Genomic DNA, 15,865 nt, shown 5'->3' on the forward strand with positions numbered 1-15,865 from the left:
ATATCCTGACGCTTGAAACTGCCACGGACGGGGAATGGACGCTATGGCAACCTTGCAATTGCTGGGCTTCGGCTCGAACGGGTGGGGCGCGCTGCTGCTCGTCGCGGCCTTGATGACGCTCGCCGTCACGGCGACGGCGTTGTTGATCGGGGCGGTGCTGGGCGCAATCGTCGCCTCGGCGAAGCTCTCCGGCAACCTGATCCTAAAGACGCTCGGCAATGTTTACACGACCGTCTTTCGCGGCGTGCCGGAGCTTCTGATCATCTATCTCATCTATTTCGGCGGTTCGTCGGCGGTCACCTCAGTCGGCAAATGGCTCGGCTATGACGGCTTTCTCGGCCTGCCCTCCTTTGCGGCCGGCGCGCTTGCCGTCGGCATCATTTCGGGCGCCTATCAGGCCGAAGTTTTTCGCGGCGCCTATCTCGCCATTGCCAAGGGCGAATTGGAGGCGGCCTCAGCGATCGGCATGCATGGCGGCCTGCGCCTGCGCCGCATCATCATTCCGCAGGTGATACGCTATGCCATTCCTGGGCTCGGCAATGTCTGGCAGCTCAGCCTGAAGGATTCGGCGCTGATCTCCGTGACGGGACTTGCCGAACTGATGCGCACCAGCCAGGTCGCTGCCGGTTCCACCCGCCAGTATTTCCTGTTCTTCATCGTTGGCGGCACCCTCTATCTGATCCTGACCAGCCTGTCGGATCGCATCTTCAACAACGCCGAACGCCGCGCCAACCGCAGCATGCCGGCTGCGACCATCGGCCAGGCCTGAGGAGGAAGACATGGATTTCGACTTCCTCTCGAGCACGATGATCACGCTGCTGCAGGCAGTGCCGATGACGTTGCTGCTGTTCTCTCTGTCGGTCGTATCGGGCGGCCTTTTAGCGCTCGTTATCGTCGCCATGCGCGTCAGCGGCAATCCGATCCTGTCTGGTTTCGCCAAGGGCTATATCTTCGTCTTTCGCGGTTCGCCGCTGCTGATCCAGATGTTCCTCATTTTCTACGGCTTGGCGCAGTTTTCCGTCATCCGCTATTCGTTCCTCTGGCCTTTCCTGCGTGAGCCCGTGGTCTGCGCGATCCTTTCGCTGGCACTGTGCACGGCCGGCTATACGGCCGAGATTTTCCGCGGTGGCATCCGTGCCGTTTCGCCGAAGGAAATCGAGGCGGCACGCTCGATCGGCATGTCCCGCCTGCTGCTCGTACGCCGCATCATCGCGCCGATCGCCTTCCGGCATGCTCTGCCGGCCTATTCCACCGAGATCGTGCTGATGATGAAGTCGACCGCGCTCGCCAGTCTCGTCACCGTTTGGGAAGTGACAGGCGTTGCGCAACGTCTCATCTCGCACACCTATCGCACCATGGAGGTCTTTCTCTGTGCGGCGATCATTTATCTCGTGCTGAATTTCATCATTCTGCAGGCCATGGCCCTGCTGGAATATTCGCTGTCCCGCCATCGCCGCGCCGTTCCGGCGGCGTTGAAGGCCTAAAGACTTCATTGGAGCAGGCAAATCATGCCAGGTGTCACCCGACTTTCAGTTCGCAACATCCGCAAGAGCTTCGGCACGCATGAAGTTTTGCGCGGTATTTCCCTCGATGCCCAGGATGGCGACGTGATCTCCTTGCTCGGTGCCTCCGGCTCCGGCAAGTCGACCTTCCTCCGCTGCATCAACCTGCTTGAGATCGCCAGTGACGGCGAGATCTGGGTTGACGGCGAGCAGATCCGCATGATCCACAAGAACGGCCAAAGCCGCCCGGCAAGCCACAAGCAGGTGGATCATATCCGTTCCGAGCTCGGCATGGTGTTCCAGAGCTTCAATCTCTGGTCCCACATGACGATCCTGCAGAATGTGATCGAAGGGCCGATCCATGTCCTGAAGCGCTCGCGCTCCGACTGCATCGCCGAGGCCGAAGCGCTTCTGGAAAAGGTCGGTATCGCCGACAAGCGCCATGCCTATCCAGCGCATCTTTCCGGCGGTCAGCAGCAGCGTGCGGCGATCGCCCGCGCGCTCGCCATGAAGCCCAAGGTCATGCTGTTCGACGAACCGACATCGGCGCTCGATCCCGAGCTCGTCGGCGAAGTGCTGCGCGTCATGCGCGCTCTTGCCGAGGAAGGCATGACCATGCTCGTTGTGACCCACGAGATGAGCTTTGCCCGCAATGTCTCCAACCGCGTCGTCTTCATGAAGGAGGGCCTTGTCGAAAGCACCGGCACTCCGGACGAGATGTTCGGTGGCGGCGCATCGCCGGCCTTCCGCCAGTTCATCGGTCATTTCGGAAACGGACAATGAGCGTCACCATCGATAGGCCTCTATCCTGGCGCGAGGTCGCTCGCATCGGCGTCGGCGAACCGCTGACCTTGTCTGAAGCGGCCTGGAAGTGTGTCGACCAGGCCAGCCGCATCGTCGAGCGCATCGTCGAGACGGGCGTGCGTGCCTATGGCGTCAATACCGGCGTCGGCGCCTTGTCCGATACCGTTGTCGACCGCGCTTCGCAGAGCCGTCTTTCGCGCAATATCATCATGAGCCATGCCTGCGGCGTCGGTCCTCTGCTGCCGCCGTGCGAAGTGCGCTCTATCATCGCGGCGCAGATTGCTAATTTCGCCCATGGCCATTCCGGCGTGCGGCCTGAGATTATCCGGCATCTTGCGGCGTTTCTCGAGCATGATTGCATCCCCGAAGTGCCCTCCAAGGGCTCGGCTGGCTATTTGACCCACAACGCCCATACAGCGCTCGTTTTGATCGGCGAGGGACGGGCTGTTGTGAAGGGGAAGGCCATGACCGGTGCGCAGGCGCTTGCCACGATCGGTCTCAGCCCCCTGGTGCTTGGCGCCAAGGAGGGGCTGAGCCTCGTCAACGGTACGGCTTGCGCCACGGGATTGTCGGCGCTAGCGGTCTACCGCGCCGAGCGCCTGCTCGATTGGGCCGATGCCATCGCCGCGTTGACGCTGGAAGCCGCCGGTTGCCAGATGGCGGCCTTCGATGAGGCCGTGCTCGCACTGCGCCCTTCGGCAGGCATTGCCAAGGTCGGCCGCAGGCTGCGCAGCCGCCTGCAAGGTAGCGGCCTCGTTGCCGCAGCCCTTGGTCGACGGACGCAGGATGCCTTGAGCTTGAGATCGGTGCCGCACGCCCATGGCGCCGCTTGGGATGTCTTCGAGCAGACCGCCCGCATCGTGGATCAGGAATTGGCCTCGGTAACGGACAATCCGGCGGTTTCGGGTACGCCCGAACAGCCTGTCGTCTCTTCGGAAGCCCATGCCGTCGCGCCGGCCCTCGGTCAGGCGGCCGATAGTCTCGCGATCGCGATCGCGCAGATTGCTGCCATGAGTGAGCGGCGGATGGATCGTCTGGTCAATCCGCTTGTCAGCGGGTTGCCGCCGTTTCTGGCAAGCGATGCCGGCAGCCATTCGGGTTTCATGATCGCGCAATATACGGCTGCTGCACTCAGCAACGACAATCGGCGGCTCGCCGCTCCCGCCTCGCTCGATGGCGGCCTGACATCGGGTCTGCAAGAGGATTTTCTTGCGCATCCGACGGCGGCCGCCGGCAAGCTGCTCGCGATCCTCGACAACGCCGAATATATCCTCGCGATCGAACTGATGGCGGCGGCGCAGGCGCATGATTTCCTTGCTTCGAAGGCCACGAGAGCACCGGGAACGGATCGTCTTTATGCTATGGCCCGTTCGCGCGTTCCTCTTTACGGCGACGACCGTCCATTGAATACCGACATGGAGAGCCTGCGGGACATGATCGCGCAGACTGCGCCGCCCGCTGAAAGTGAAACTGGAGCATAGAATGTCCGTGGAATTCGACGTCGCCGTTGTCGGTCTCGGCGCGATGGGGAGCGCTGCTCTGTCGTCGGCTGCGGCCCGAGGAGCAACGGCAATCGGCATTGAAGCGCATTTTCCGGCGCATGCCCTCAGCTCGTCACACGGCGACAGCCGGTTGATCCGGCTGGGTTACTTCGAAGATCCATCCTATGTTCCGCTGCTGAAGCGGGCCTATCATAACTGGCGCTCACTCGAGGCGAGGCTGCGTGCGGAGATCCTGACCGTCACGGGCGTTCTGCAGATCGGCGCGCCCGACAGCAAGATCGTCAGCGGCACGCGTGCATCCTGTGACATGCATGGATGCCGCATGAGATACTCGACAAGGATGCCATGAAGCGCCGCTTCCCGGCCTTTGCACTTGAGGACGGCGAGATCGGGCTGCTGGACCCGCAGGGCGGCTATGTGCGCCCGGAGGCGGCTATCATGGGCTATTTGAGACTTGCCGCGGAAGATGGAGCAGTGCTGCATTTCGGCGAGCGTGTTGTCGCAATCGAGCCTGACGACACCGGCGTGACCGTCATTTCCACGACCGGGAGATATCGGGCGCGCAAGGTGGTCGTCGCCACCGGTGCCTGGATTGCAGAGCTTGTGCCGCAGCTGAAGGCGAATGCGCAGCCGATCCGACAGGTGGTCGCCTGGTATCAGCCGAAGGATGGCTTCGTGGCGGAGCCGCAGCGCATGCCCTGCTTCCTGCGCGACGAAGGGGACGAAGGCTCCTATTTCGGCTTCCCTGCGATCGGCATCGACGGCGTCAAGATCGGCCGCCACGCGCATTTCCGGGAGCCCATCGACCCGGAAGTGCCCAACCCGCCCGTGAACGAGACCGACACCGAACTGCTCGACAGTTTCGCCCGCAAGCGTCTACCGGACGCGGCCTCATATCGCGTGCGGGCGACGACCTGCCGTTATACAATGCTGCCGAGCGAGGATTTTCTGATCGACACATTGCCGGGGCAGGCGAATGTGGTTGTTTCTTCGGCTTGCTCCGGTCATGGCTTCAAGTTCACCAGCGTGGTGGGCGAAATCCTCGCGGATCTGGCGCTTCAGGGCGGCAGCGCACTACCGACCGCTCTCTTCTCCTTCGAGAAGCACTTTGGCGGCCAATCGGCTTAGCCGCCATTTTTGCAGCCAGTCTAGCCGATCGTCATGCGCCGCAGCACGTCCGACCTGAAGTAGAAATGCTGGACGAGCGCACCGAGTATATGCAGGACGACAACGGCCCAGAGCAGGGACTTGATCGGACCGCCATGGACGAAGGCGGCCGTGTCGATGCCGAAATAGTAGGCTGCTATTCCCGATAGAGGCATTGCGAAGATCAGCGCATAGAGCAGGAAGTGCGTTACGCTGGCGATATAATGCAGGAACGCGGGCTGATCATCCGGCGGCGTTGGGACATCGGATACCAACCTCAAGCCAAGGCGCACGATAGCCAGCAACAGGATAGCAATACCGGCATAGGCGTGGATATTGGCGCTGGCGACATCGGCTGGCGTCGGCGTCTGTCCATGGCGAATAAGACGCCGCCAGGCATTCATGCCATCGGGAAACAAGAGATTGAAGAAGATGAGTATGGCCATAAGCCAATGAAGGATGCGTTGCGGAACGGAGTAGGCGGATCTTGCAGGCATCGGATCTCCTTAGATTGGAATTGTTCTAAAGGTAGAACATGATTCTAACGAGAACCTGAATGTCATTGCCGCTTAAGGCGCCCCGGAAACCCATCGAGGTCCTCCGGGGCTCTCGCATGTCAGCTTAACACGGCACGCGGCTCGAGAAACGATTCCAGGCCGTAGGCGCCGAATTCGCGGCCCATGCCGGATTGCTTGAAGCCGCCGAAGGGTGCCAGCGGCTCGTGCGGCGCGCCGTTGATGACGACGCGGCCTGCCTCGATCTGCTCTGCCACCCGCTTTGCCCTTTTTACATCGGAGGAGAAGACGTAGGCCTGTAGGCCATAGACCGTGTCGTTTGCGATCTCGACGGCATGGGCATCATCGCGATAGGGAATGACACACAACACAGGCCCGAAAATCTCTTCGCGCGCGATCCGCATATCGTTGTTGACGCCGGAGAAGATCGTCGGCCGGACGAACCAGCCGCGATCGAGCCCTTCAGGACGTCCTTCCCCGCCAACGATCAGCCGTGCGCCTTCCTCCTGGCCGAGGTGAATATAAGACTGAACGCGATCCCATTGTTTCTGGCTGACCATTGGGCCGATACTGACGGCCGGGTCTTTGGCGTCGCCCACCTTGAGCGCCGAAACGGCATCAGCCAGTCGTAGTTGGATTTCGTTGAGACGGCTTTCGGGAGCGAGAATGCGGGTGCCGGCAATGCAGGCCTGGCCGCTATTGGCAAAGCTTGCCGCCAGTACCTGCGGAATGACGAGATCGAGATCGGCGTCATCGAGAATGATGTTCGGGCTCTTGCCGCCGAGCTCAAGCGTCACCCGCTTCATGGTCATCGATGCAGCCTGCAAGATCGCCCGTCCTGTGGCTGTCGAACCGGTGAAACTGATCTTTGCGATGTCGCGGTGGGCGCTAAGGGCGGCGCCGACGACATGGCCATAGCCGTTGACGATGTTGAAAACACCATCCGGCAAGCCGGCGGCGTGCAGGCATTCGGTGATGAGCTGCGTCTGGATCGCACTCATTTCCGATGGCTTGATGACCATGGTCGTACCGGCGGCGATGGCTGTCGCCAGTTTGCTGCAGATGAAGCCGTAATTGCTGTTCCAGGGCGTAATGGCGGCGGCGACACCGGCGGGCCTCATTTCCACTTCGGCATGGCCGATGCGGCGTCGAAACTCATAGTCATTGAGCGTCTCGGCCATGTGCAGAAAAGCCGTTGCGGCATGTGGCACTGAAAAGCCGATGAAGGCAGCCGGAGCGCCGTATTCCTCGCGCATGGCGTCGACGAGGTCCGCGGCACGAGCCGAGACGGCCTCATGCAAGCCATGCAGCATTGCAATGCGTTCGGCCTTGGAGCTTTGCGATAACCCTGCAAATGCCGCCTTGGCGGCGGCGACGGCATCGTTGACGTCCTGCTCGTTTCCAAGGCGTACGGCGCCAATCTGCGCTTCGGTGGTTGGGTTGAAAAGAGGGGCTAGCTCTGTGCCATGGGGCTGAACGAAGCGGCCGTTGATGTAAATCGTATCTATCGTGCGCATGAGCGTCTCCTTCATCTTTCCGATAAAGGTAAAGCGCGCTATTTGATTGGTGTAGTAGGACAAAGATGGACAGGCTGATGAGGAAAATTGCGCAATGAAGGCAAGCCTGGCGGAGCTTGAGGCAATCGCGGCTGTTGCGCGCCATGGCGGCTTTCGTGCCGCCGCACGCGAACTCGGCATGTCCTCGTCGGCGCTCAGCCATGCGGTTGCGGCGCTGGAGGAGCGTCTGTCCGTTCGGATCTTCAATAGGACGACGCGTAGCGTGACACTGTCGGATGCGGGTGAACGTTTTATTGCGGATATAGCGCCGGCTCTCGCCGCGATCGACAGGGCGATCGAGAACGCCGGCATATCCTCAGGGTCGGTATCGGGTACGCTGCGGCTCAACATGGCGCCCGGCGCGGCGCGCATGCTTTTGGTCCCCCTTATCCTCCAATATGGGCGGCGTTACCCGAACGTGGAGGTCGAAATCGTCACCGACAACGCTCTGGTCGATGTGATTGGCAAGGGTTTCGATGCCGGTGTACGTCTCGCCGAAGCCGTCCCGACGGATATGGTGGCGATACCGATCGTCCCCACGGTCCGCTCGCTCGTTGTGGGATCGCCGGCCTATTTCAGCGAAAGGCCACGACCGCTCACTCCCGGCGATCTTTCGCAGCACCGCTGCATTCGCGCCCGCATGGCGAGCGGCAAGCTTTATCGCTGGGAGTTCGAACGGCATGGGCAATCGATCCTGATCGACGCGCCAGGCAGCCTGACCCTCGACGCGTCCGACCTGATGTTGACTGCCGTTCTCGAAGGGGCGGGCCTTGCCTATATCGGCGAACCGTCCATGGCCGATCATATCGCGGCAGGCAGCTTGATCCCCGTGTTGCAGGATTGGAGCCCGCCCTATCCGGGGCTCAGCCTTTATTTCGCCCAGCGGCGCCAGATGCCCGCGAGGCTCCGTGCCTTTATCGATCTTATCCGTGAACAGACAGCATCCGGCGGCTCGCGGCCGGAAGATTAAATTTCATGCAGGCACCTCGCTATATATTGCGAACTATATCGAGATGTTCGATCACGGTGTCGGTCAGGCGATTGCCACCGTGCTTGATGACGCAGCCCGCACAATCGCACGCCGGTAAGCGACTGACTCAATGAGGAGTTTGTTATGGATCAGAAGATCGAAGCCGTCCTTGAGGCCTATCATGAGCTTATTCGCGAAGAGCAGAGCAAACCCAGGGAAGTGCCGCCGGGTGGACGTGATGGTGGTCAGGATCGCCGGTTGAGAGCCGTCGGCCCCGAGACCGGTCGTTTCATCAACATAGTGGCGAAAAGCCTGAAAGCGCCGACCATTCTCGAACTTGGCACGTCCTTCGGCTATTCCGGCATCTGGCTTGCAGAGGCTGCACGCTCCAGCGGCGGAAGGCTCATTTCCATGGAGCTGCATGCCTACAAGACCAAGTTTGCCAGGGAAATGGCAGAGAAGGCGGGGCTCTCGGAGCACATCGACTTTCAGATCGGCGATGCCGTCGAGATGATCAAGACGCTGCCGTCCGGTGTCGACTTCGTTCTCGTCGATTTGTGGAAGGATCTCTACATTCCTTGCCTGGAGGCCTTCTATCCGAAGCTCAATGCCGGCGCGATCATCGTTGCCGACAATATGTTCATGCCCGGCAATGAAGACGTGAAGCGCTATGGCGAGGCCGTTCGCGCCAAGCCGGGGATCACGTCCGTTCTATTGCCGGTCGGCTCCGGGATCGAAGTCAGTCGCTACGATCCCGTGTAAAGCACAGAGATCGGCGGCGGCTTTGTTCAGGAGGCCGCCGCCGGTTTGTTGTTACTTGCCAGCGTCCTTGGCTGCCTTTTCGATGACGGCGGCAACCTTTTCCGGCTGCGATGCGAAGACGGCATGGCTTGCCTTGATTTCGGTCACGTCGCTGGCGGCACGCTTTGCCATGCTGCGCTCAAGTTCCGGATTGATGGAGCGATCATCGCTGGCGACAACTGCCCAGCTCTTCTTCGCCTTCCAGGCAGGATCGCTGACCTTGGCCGTAAAGGCTGCCTTGGAGGCGAAAACCTGCGACTTTCCGAGGAAATCGGCTTCGTCTTTCGGCAAGTCCGCGGCAAAATCCGCCGCGAAGGTCGTCGGGTCGATATAGAGATACTGGCCGTCCTTCGTTTCGCGGATATTCATGCTGCCTGCGGGTTTGGAACTCGCAAGACCGATCAGGCTTTCGCCCTTATCAGGTTGGAATGCGGCGACATAGACGAGGCCTGCAACATCCGGCCGGTTGCCGGCCTCGGTGATAACAATGCCGCCATAGCTGTGGCCGACGAGCAGGCTCGGCCCGTTTTGAAGGTCGAGCACACGATTGGTTGCGGCGACATCGTCGGCGAGCGAGGTGATGGGCTCCTGGACGACGGTGACCTTGAAGCCATCCTTTTCAAGGATATCGGCGGTCTTGCGCCATCCCGAGCCGTCGGCAAGGGCGCCGTGGACGATGACGATGTTCTTGATCTCGGCTGCCTGCGCCGCAAATGCCACGGTGCTTGCGGCAAGGCCAAGGGCGGCGATGGAAAGAAAACGGGTATTCATGGGTGTGACTCCTATCAGTTGTGGTTCATGCTTTAGGTAGAGGAGGAATTTCAGCCGAAGGTGAAGGCGTAGGCCTGGACCCCGGGGTCGAGGAATCGGATCTCGAAGTTATGGGCGGTGACATCGCCGGACTGCCGGACAAGCTGGTAGAGCTTGGTCGCAGTCACAGTGCCATTTCCGGCGGCATCGATATCGGCGCCGTGGTCGGCGCCAGGCGCCTTTCCATCCACGGTCACCTGAAAGCGGATCGGCTTTCCATCAGCTGATGGCCCGAGGACGAGGTGCAGGTCGCGGGCGCTGAAGCGGTAGCTGATGCCGCCGCCTGCCTTGTCGAGTAATGCTTGCTCCGGGCCGACGGTCCAGGTTCCTGCCAGTCCCCATTGGTTGAGGCCGGGATTGGCAACAGAATAGTCGGCTGCAGTGTCTGCCTTCACGGGTTCAGGGGAAACGAAGCCCGTTGCCTGCTTATAGCCGACATAGGTTTCGCCGGAGCGGATATGGTTGAGGTCAGGGCTTGCTTCCGCACCCTTTGCGTCTGGAACGACAGGGGCACTCTGGGCCATGTCGCTGCCGGCTTCGCGCAGGAGATCCTGGATCGCTTGTTCGGTCTGGCGATAATTGCCTTCGCCGAAGTGCTGGTAGCGGACCTGTCCCTTGGCATCGATCAGATAATGAGCGGGCCAGTAGTTGTTCTCGAAGGCGCGCCAGATGCGATAGTCGTTGTCGATTGCGACCGGATAACCGATCTTGAAGTCGGCGATCGCCTTCTTGACGTTATCGACATTCTTTTCGAAGGCGAATTCCGGAGCGTGGACGCCGATCACGACGAGGCCCTGATCCTTATACTTTTCCGCCCAGGCGCGAACATAGGGGATGGTGCGGATGCAGTTGATGCAGGAGTAGGTCCAGAAGTCGACGAGCACCACCTTGCCGCGAAGCTCAGCTGTCGTCAGCGGCTCGGAGTTCAGCCAGGTGACCGCGCCATCGAGGGAAGGCGCGGGGCCTTCTACCGGAAGGTCGCTATGGAACGGGCGGGCCGCATCGCTGGCGGGGACTACCGCGCCATTGCTGGCAACCTCGGTTTCGGGACCTGAAGCCTTGGGGTGCAGCTTCTCCAGCAAAGCCTGTTCGAAGGAACCCGTGCTGGCGTAAGAGAGGCGAGCAAGCAGGCCGGTGTCAAGGCCAAGCGCGATGGCGGCAACGCCTGCCAGAACGGCGGCCCCTGCAAGCTGGCGGATGCGTTCGCTGACGCCGAGAGACCGCTTCATGCCGGCAAAGATCTTGCCGCCGGCAAAGAGTGCAACGGCAAGCGAGGTCGCAGCACCGGCGCCATAGGCCAGCAGCAGGAATGTCGTCTGCAGATTGGCACCCTTCAAGGCGGCGCCCGTCAGAACGAGCCCGAGGACCGGGCCGGCACAGGGCGCCCAGAGCAAACCTGTCGCAATGCCGAGCACGAAGGAGCTTCTGACGCTTGCAGTCGTGCGATGCGCGCCGGCGGCATTCAGGAGATTGTTGCCGAGATCGACGACGGGCCGCGATAGAGCGCTGGCTATGCGGGGCGAAATCAGGCTGAGGCCGAAGAGCCCAAGCAGGACGATTGCCACTAGGCGACCATATTCATTGGCGCGGATGGCCCAGGCGCCGCCGACCGCAGCAAGGGTTGCGACGAATGCGAAGGTGAGCGCCATGCCTGCAAGCATGGGCAGCGTGCTCTTGACGAAGGGCTGTCCGGCCCGGGCAAAGATGAAGGGGAGAATGGGCAGAATGCATGGACTTAAGATCGTCAGCGCACCGCCGAGATAGGCAATGATGAGAAGCGTCATCGTCTTGCTCCTTTAGAAGCGATTGACCGGCTGGCGGCGGCGATGGGCCGTCCTCAGCGTTGACGTCATCTGCCGGTGGCGACGTATCTCGAATGTGTCGGGGTCGATGGGAGAATGTACCGAAACGTCAATCTCTTCGGCTTCGATACACTGCGATACAAACTTGGCGATGCCGGCGCGATTTTGCCGCTGGCTCAGCGGCCTACCACGGCTGTTCCGCCAAGAGCGGCGGATTGTATCAGACTGTATCTTGGGTGCCGGAAGCTACATAATCATTCAAAAGACGGCCGCTTGCGACACACCGGCGATACATGCGGCTGGCTTTCTCAAGCTCACGATCCAATCGACAGGAGAGACAGATGTCTGAGGAAATCAATCACACCCGCCGCCGCTTCTTCGGCATTGCCGCAATTGCCGTCGCGGCTGCCGAATTTGGTCTGCCCGCCATCGCCGACGCCGAAGAAGCGAAGCCTTCCGCTTCGACGCTGCCCGCCGTCAAGGCCGGCAGCCATACTTCTTTCGATGCGCTGAAGCAGATCGATGCGGGCGTGCTCAACATCGGTTACGCCGAAGCCGGTCCCGCCAATGGCCCGGTCGTGCTGCTGCTGCATGGTTGGCCTTACGATATCTATAGCTTCGTCGATGTCGCCCCGCTGCTTGCCGGTGCCGGCTACCGCGTCATCATTCCCTATCTTCGCGGCTATGGGACCACCCGCTTCCTTTCGAAGGAAACCCCGCGCAACGGTCAGCAGGCAGCCCTTGCCGCCGATATGATCGCGCTTCTCGACGCACTGAAGATCGAAAAGGTCGTTGTTGCCGGTTACGATTGGGGCGGCCGTACCGCCGACATCATGGCGGCACTTTGGCCCGAGCGTTGCAAGGCGCTGGTCTCGGTCAGCGGCTATCTCATCGGCAGCCAGGAAATCAACCGCAAGCCCCTGCCGCCGAAGGCAGAGCTTGCCTGGTGGTATCAGTTCTATTTCGCCACGGAGCGCGGCCGCCTCGGCTATCAGGAAAACCGCCACGATTTCGCAAAGCTGATCTGGCACACCGCCTCGCCGCAATGGGCCTTTGACGACGCCACCTACGATCGCTCGGCTGCCGCCTTCGACAATCCCGACCATGTCGATATCGTTATCCACAACTACCGCTGGCGCCTGGGGCTCGTCGAAGGCGAGACCAAGTTCGATACCTATGAAAAGAAGCTGGCCACAGGACCGGTGATTTCGATCCCGACAATCACCATGGAAGGCGACGCCAACGGGGCGCCTCATCCGGAGCCGTCAGCCTATCGTGGCAAGTTCTCCGGCAAACATGAGCATCGCACCATCACCGGCGGCATCGGGCACAATCTTCCCCAGGAAGCGCCGCAAGCCTTTGCGCAGGCTGTGATAGATGTTGATCGTTTCTAGTTCGGCGATAGTGTGCGACAGGGCGCCGGCGTAAGCTGGCGCCTTCTGCCGTTGGCGCGACAAGAGAATGAATATTCGTAGGCTGCCGCTTACGATGATGAATGGAAAATGAGGATGGAACATGTCGACCATATCCTGATCGTGGATGACGATCGGGAAATCCGTGAGCTGGTGTCGAGCTATCTGAAGAAGAACGGCTTGAGGGCGACGACGGCCGCCGACGGCCGGCAGATGCGCAGCTTTCTCGAGGCCAATTCGGTCGATCTGATCGTGCTCGATGTGATGATGCCGGGCGACGACGGCCTGGTACTGTGTCGTGAGCTTCGCGCCGGAAAACACAAGGCGACGCCCATCCTGATGCTGACGGCGCGCAGCGACGAAATGGACCGGATCCTAGGCCTGGAGATGGGTGCCGACGATTATCTGGCCAAGCCGTTTGCCGCCCGTGAACTTCTAGCCCGCATCAAGGCCGTTCTTCGGCGCACCCGCATGCTGCCGCCCAATCTGCAGATCAGCGAAGCCGGACAATTGCTGGTCTTCGGGGACTGGCGGCTCGATACGGTCGGCCGCCATCTGCTCGACCGGGATGGAACGGAAATTACCCTGAGCGGCGCCGAGTATCGCCTGCTGCGCGTGTTCATCGACCACCCGCAGCGAGTGCTCAATCGCGATCAGTTGCTGAACCTGACGCAGGGTCGCGATGCCGATCTCTTCGATCGCTCGATCGACCTGCTTGTCAGCCGTCTTCGTCAGCGCCTGGGCGACGATGCGCGCGAGCCGACCTATATCAAGACGGTGCGCAGCGAAGGTTATGTCTTCTCGGTTCCGGTGGAGATCGCGGAGTTGCGCTCATGAGCACGGTGGCCCTGCAGCCTCGGGGTCTGTCATGGCCCAGCACCTTGCGCTCGCGCATCTTCATCATCCTGCTGCTCGGTCTTGCGATCGCCTACGGGCTCTCCTTCAGCGTTTTGTACCTGGAGCGCTACATGTCGGCGAAGGCCGTCATGCTCGGTACGCTGGAGCGCGATGTCGCGACCTCGATCGCCGTGCTCGACCGCTTGCCGGCGGGAGAAAGGGCGAATTTCGTCGATTGGCTGAGCCGCGGCAACTATAATTTCGAGCTGGGGACAGGGCTGCCGGGCGTGCCCGATACGTCCACCCGCAGCGCGGAGATCGCCGCCAAGATAGAGGATGCCGTCGGCCATCGTTTTCCCATCCATGTCGAATCGATACCCGGTCCGATCATGCGCCTGCAGGCGCATCTGAACCTGAGTGACGGCAGTCCGCTGACCATCGACATCGTGCCGAAGGGTATCATGCCCATCGCCAACTGGCTGCCTTACGTCTTTGTCGTGCAGATGCTGGTGATCGTCCTTTGTACCTGGTTCGCCGTCCGTCTGGCGATTCGTCCACTGGCTGAGCTCGCGGCGGCGGCCGACGCGCTCGATCCCGACAAGAAGGGACCGGCATTGAGCGATGGCGGGCCGAGCGAGGTGGCCCACGCCGCCAAGGCCTTCAACGCAATGCGGGACCGGATAGCGCATTATCTTGAGGAGCGCGTTCAGATTCTCGCGGCCATCTCGCACGATCTGCAGACGCCGATCACGCGCATGCGCCTGCGCGCCGATATTGCCGATGATTCGCCTGAGAAAACCAAGCTGCTGCAGGATCTCGGCGAGATTGAGCGTCTGGTGCAGGATGGGATAGCCTATGCGCGCAGCGCCCATAGCAATGGCGAGAAGAGCTCCCGCATCGACCTTGCCTCCTTTGTCGAAAGCATCTGCTACGACTATCAGGACACCGGCAAATCCGTCGAGATCCTTGGTCTTGTTCAGGGGACGACGACGACGAAGCCGCATGCGCTTCGCCGCATCCTCACCAATTTCATCGACAATGCGTTGAAATTCGCCGGGGCGGCGGAAATCGCTGTGGAGCGCAGGGATAAGGGCGAGATTGTCATAACAGTGCTGGATCGCGGCTCAGGCATTCCGCAGGACCAGATAGAAACGGCGATGCAGCCCTTCTTCCGGCTGGAACAGTCGCGAAACCGCAATACGGGCGGCACCGGGCTTGGCCTTGCGATTGCCCAGCAGCTGGCCCAGACGCTCGGCGGTTCCGTCAGGCTCTATAACCGCGATGGCGGCGGTCTGGCGGCCGAAGTCGTCATTTCCTGATTGATCCGACTGAAGATTTACAGGCTCTTTGTAAGCAATTGTATCCGGTCTGCAACGGCCTACGTTTTGTAACACTTCCGGCGATTCCGGAAACATGCCGGATACGTCGATCCATCAAAAAACACTCCGTCAACGGACGTCGCCCCAGACGACACAGCAAACCGGGCGACGCAACAAAGGAGTGTTCCATGACCAAGATCGACAAGGTTCTATACACGGCAAGAACGCATACCATCGGCGGCCGCGACGGCTCCGCGCGCAGCGATGACGGCCAGCTGGAGGTCAAGCTTTCGCCTCCCGGCAGCGCCCATGCCGGCACCAATCCCGAACAGCTCTTCGCAGCCGGCTGGTCGGCTTGCTTCATCGGCGCAATGGGCCTTGCCGCTGGCAAGCGCAAGATTAAGCTTCCCGCCGATCTGGCAGTCAATGCCGAGGTGGATCTTGGCACCACGGAAGGCGCCTATTTCCTGCAGGCCCGCCTGACCATCAGCATGCCCGGCATCGAGCCCGAACTCGCACGCACGCTGGTCGAGGAAGCCCACCAGACCTGCCCCTATTCGAAGGCGACTCGCGGCAACATCAATGTCGAGCTGAAGCTCGCCTGAGAATCGCCTGTACGCTGATATTGCGCGTCGTTTCGGAAGGCGCGGCGCGCAGAATCGTTAATTTTTTCGCATCGAGTCATCAGCAAGGCAACGTCTGCCTTGCGCCCGGAGGATTTCATGAAGCCGATCATTCTTCTCCTTGCAGGAGCTGCGATTTTCGCCGCTCCATGCGTCTACGATCCGAGCTCCAGCGAGCCTTCGGCGCTCGCGAGCATCGCCGTTTTATGGGGCGGTTCGGGCTCGAATGGAGCCTCGCGTTAACCACTTGTTAACCATATGAGCGG

General features: G+C 60.9%; 15 protein-coding genes and 1 pseudogene. 12 read left to right on the forward strand and 4 right to left on the reverse strand.

Going from position 1 to position 15,865, the window contains the following annotated elements; translation table 11 throughout:
- Positions 1-43: 43 nt before the first annotated feature.
- The 5 genes and pseudogenes from GA0061102_RS07505 to solA all read left to right on the forward strand — a co-directional run bounded on the left by GA0061102_RS07505 (position 44) and on the right by solA (position 4,936).
- The gene (locus tag GA0061102_RS07505; RefSeq protein WP_092845494.1) at positions 44-769 is read left to right on the forward strand and encodes an ABC transporter permease; all 726 of its coding nucleotides are present in this window, start codon (positions 44-46) and stop codon (positions 767-769) included.
- Between the two features lie 10 nt (positions 770-779).
- The gene (locus GA0061102_RS07510) at positions 780-1,484 is read left to right on the forward strand and encodes an ABC transporter permease (protein ID WP_092845496.1); all 705 of its coding nucleotides are present in this window, start codon (positions 780-782) and stop codon (positions 1,482-1,484) included.
- Positions 1,485-1,508: 24 nt separating this feature from the next.
- Positions 1,509-2,285, forward strand: a complete 777-nt coding sequence (locus tag GA0061102_RS07515; RefSeq protein ID WP_092845498.1) for an ABC transporter ATP-binding protein — start codon at positions 1,509-1,511, stop codon at positions 2,283-2,285.
- Entirely contained in the window at positions 2,282-3,787 is a 1,506-nt protein-coding gene (locus tag GA0061102_RS07520) for an HAL/PAL/TAL family ammonia-lyase (protein ID WP_092845500.1), read from the forward strand. The genes GA0061102_RS07515 and GA0061102_RS07520 overlap by 4 nt, the downstream gene beginning before the upstream one ends.
- Position 3,788: 1 nt before the next feature.
- Positions 3,789-4,936: pseudogene (gene solA, locus GA0061102_RS07525) on the forward strand (N-methyl-L-tryptophan oxidase).
- Positions 4,937-4,956: 20 nt separating this feature from the next.
- On the opposite strand, the gene GA0061102_RS07530 reads toward solA, so the two are convergent.
- Together GA0061102_RS07530 and GA0061102_RS07535 are read right to left on the reverse strand one after the other, a co-directional pair.
- A complete protein-coding gene (locus GA0061102_RS07530; protein ID WP_092845502.1) occupies positions 4,957-5,451 on the reverse strand; it encodes a cytochrome b in 495 nt (164 codons plus the stop codon).
- Positions 5,452-5,570: 119 nt separating this feature from the next.
- Positions 5,571-6,986: an aldehyde dehydrogenase family protein gene (locus GA0061102_RS07535; protein WP_092845660.1), complete on the reverse strand. Its 1,416-nt coding sequence runs from the start codon at positions 6,984-6,986 to the stop codon at positions 5,571-5,573.
- Positions 6,987-7,080: 94 nt separating this feature from the next.
- Between GA0061102_RS07535 and GA0061102_RS07540 the strand changes: the two genes are divergently transcribed.
- Positions 7,081-7,995 carry a LysR family transcriptional regulator gene (locus GA0061102_RS07540; RefSeq protein ID WP_092845504.1) on the forward strand — a complete coding sequence of 305 codons (915 nt, stop codon included), beginning with the start codon at positions 7,081-7,083 and terminating at the stop codon, positions 7,993-7,995.
- Between the two features lie 144 nt (positions 7,996-8,139).
- Positions 8,140-8,757, forward strand: a complete 618-nt coding sequence (locus tag GA0061102_RS07545) for an O-methyltransferase (RefSeq protein WP_092845506.1) — start codon at positions 8,140-8,142, stop codon at positions 8,755-8,757.
- A gap of 51 nt (positions 8,758-8,808) precedes the next feature.
- Here the strand turns inward: GA0061102_RS07545 and GA0061102_RS07550 are convergent, their stop codons facing one another.
- Complete coding sequence (locus tag GA0061102_RS07550; protein ID WP_092845508.1) at positions 8,809-9,567, reverse strand: alpha/beta fold hydrolase; 759 nt, start codon at positions 9,565-9,567, stop codon at positions 8,809-8,811.
- 50 nt (positions 9,568-9,617) lie between these two features.
- Entirely contained in the window at positions 9,618-11,390 is a 1,773-nt protein-coding gene (locus GA0061102_RS07555; RefSeq protein WP_092845510.1) for a cytochrome c biogenesis protein DipZ, read from the reverse strand.
- 359 nt (positions 11,391-11,749) lie between these two features.
- On the opposite strand from GA0061102_RS07555, the gene GA0061102_RS07560 reads away from it, so the two are divergent.
- The 5 genes from GA0061102_RS07560 to GA0061102_RS33115 all read left to right on the forward strand — a co-directional run bounded on the left by GA0061102_RS07560 (position 11,750) and on the right by GA0061102_RS33115 (position 15,842).
- A complete protein-coding gene (locus GA0061102_RS07560; RefSeq protein ID WP_092845512.1) occupies positions 11,750-12,802 on the forward strand; it encodes an alpha/beta fold hydrolase in 1,053 nt (350 codons plus the stop codon).
- A 114-nt stretch (positions 12,803-12,916) separates the two neighbouring features.
- Positions 12,917-13,657, forward strand: a complete 741-nt coding sequence (locus GA0061102_RS07565) for a response regulator (RefSeq protein WP_092845514.1) — start codon at positions 12,917-12,919, stop codon at positions 13,655-13,657.
- Positions 13,654-14,976 carry a sensor histidine kinase gene (locus GA0061102_RS07570; protein ID WP_092845516.1) on the forward strand — a complete coding sequence of 441 codons (1,323 nt, stop codon included), beginning with the start codon at positions 13,654-13,656 and terminating at the stop codon, positions 14,974-14,976. The genes GA0061102_RS07565 and GA0061102_RS07570 overlap by 4 nt, the downstream gene beginning before the upstream one ends.
- Positions 14,977-15,164: 188 nt before the next feature.
- Entirely contained in the window at positions 15,165-15,581 is a 417-nt protein-coding gene (locus GA0061102_RS07575; protein ID WP_092845518.1) for an organic hydroperoxide resistance protein, read from the forward strand.
- A 117-nt stretch (positions 15,582-15,698) separates the two neighbouring features.
- Positions 15,699-15,842 carry a hypothetical protein gene (locus GA0061102_RS33115; RefSeq protein ID WP_167667928.1) on the forward strand — a complete coding sequence of 48 codons (144 nt, stop codon included), beginning with the start codon at positions 15,699-15,701 and terminating at the stop codon, positions 15,840-15,842.
- Positions 15,843-15,865 lie beyond the last annotated feature (23 nt).

It is taken from the genome of Martinezella miluonensis (assembly GCF_900094545.1).
In the GTDB taxonomy this organism is placed as follows: domain Bacteria; phylum Pseudomonadota; class Alphaproteobacteria; order Rhizobiales; family Rhizobiaceae; genus Rhizobium; species Rhizobium miluonense.

Coding starts and splice junctions, on each gene's coding strand:
- GA0061102_RS07575 (WP_092845518.1), top strand. CDS start 15,165: ATGACCAAGATCGACAAGGTTCTATACACGGCAAGAACGCATACCATC.
- GA0061102_RS07505 (WP_092845494.1), top strand. CDS start 44: ATGGCAACCTTGCAATTGCTGGGCTTCGGCTCGAACGGGTGGGGCGCG.
- GA0061102_RS07530 (WP_092845502.1), bottom strand. CDS start 5,451: ATGCCTGCAAGATCCGCCTACTCCGTTCCGCAACGCATCCTTCATTGG.
- GA0061102_RS07515 (WP_092845498.1), top strand. CDS start 1,509: ATGCCAGGTGTCACCCGACTTTCAGTTCGCAACATCCGCAAGAGCTTC.
- GA0061102_RS07510 (WP_092845496.1), top strand. CDS start 780: ATGGATTTCGACTTCCTCTCGAGCACGATGATCACGCTGCTGCAGGCA.
- GA0061102_RS07545 (WP_092845506.1), top strand. CDS start 8,140: ATGGATCAGAAGATCGAAGCCGTCCTTGAGGCCTATCATGAGCTTATT.
- GA0061102_RS07560 (WP_092845512.1), top strand. CDS start 11,750: ATGTCTGAGGAAATCAATCACACCCGCCGCCGCTTCTTCGGCATTGCC.
- GA0061102_RS07570 (WP_092845516.1), top strand. CDS start 13,654: ATGAGCACGGTGGCCCTGCAGCCTCGGGGTCTGTCATGGCCCAGCACC.
- GA0061102_RS07520 (WP_092845500.1), top strand. CDS start 2,282: ATGAGCGTCACCATCGATAGGCCTCTATCCTGGCGCGAGGTCGCTCGC.
- GA0061102_RS07550 (WP_092845508.1), bottom strand. CDS start 9,567: ATGAATACCCGTTTTCTTTCCATCGCCGCCCTTGGCCTTGCCGCAAGC.
- GA0061102_RS07555 (WP_092845510.1), bottom strand. CDS start 11,390: ATGACGCTTCTCATCATTGCCTATCTCGGCGGTGCGCTGACGATCTTA.
- GA0061102_RS07535 (WP_092845660.1), bottom strand. CDS start 6,986: ATGCGCACGATAGATACGATTTACATCAACGGCCGCTTCGTTCAGCCC.
- GA0061102_RS07540 (WP_092845504.1), top strand. CDS start 7,081: ATGAAGGCAAGCCTGGCGGAGCTTGAGGCAATCGCGGCTGTTGCGCGC.
- GA0061102_RS33115 (WP_167667928.1), top strand. CDS start 15,699: ATGAAGCCGATCATTCTTCTCCTTGCAGGAGCTGCGATTTTCGCCGCT.
- GA0061102_RS07565 (WP_092845514.1), top strand. CDS start 12,917: ATGGAACATGTCGACCATATCCTGATCGTGGATGACGATCGGGAAATC.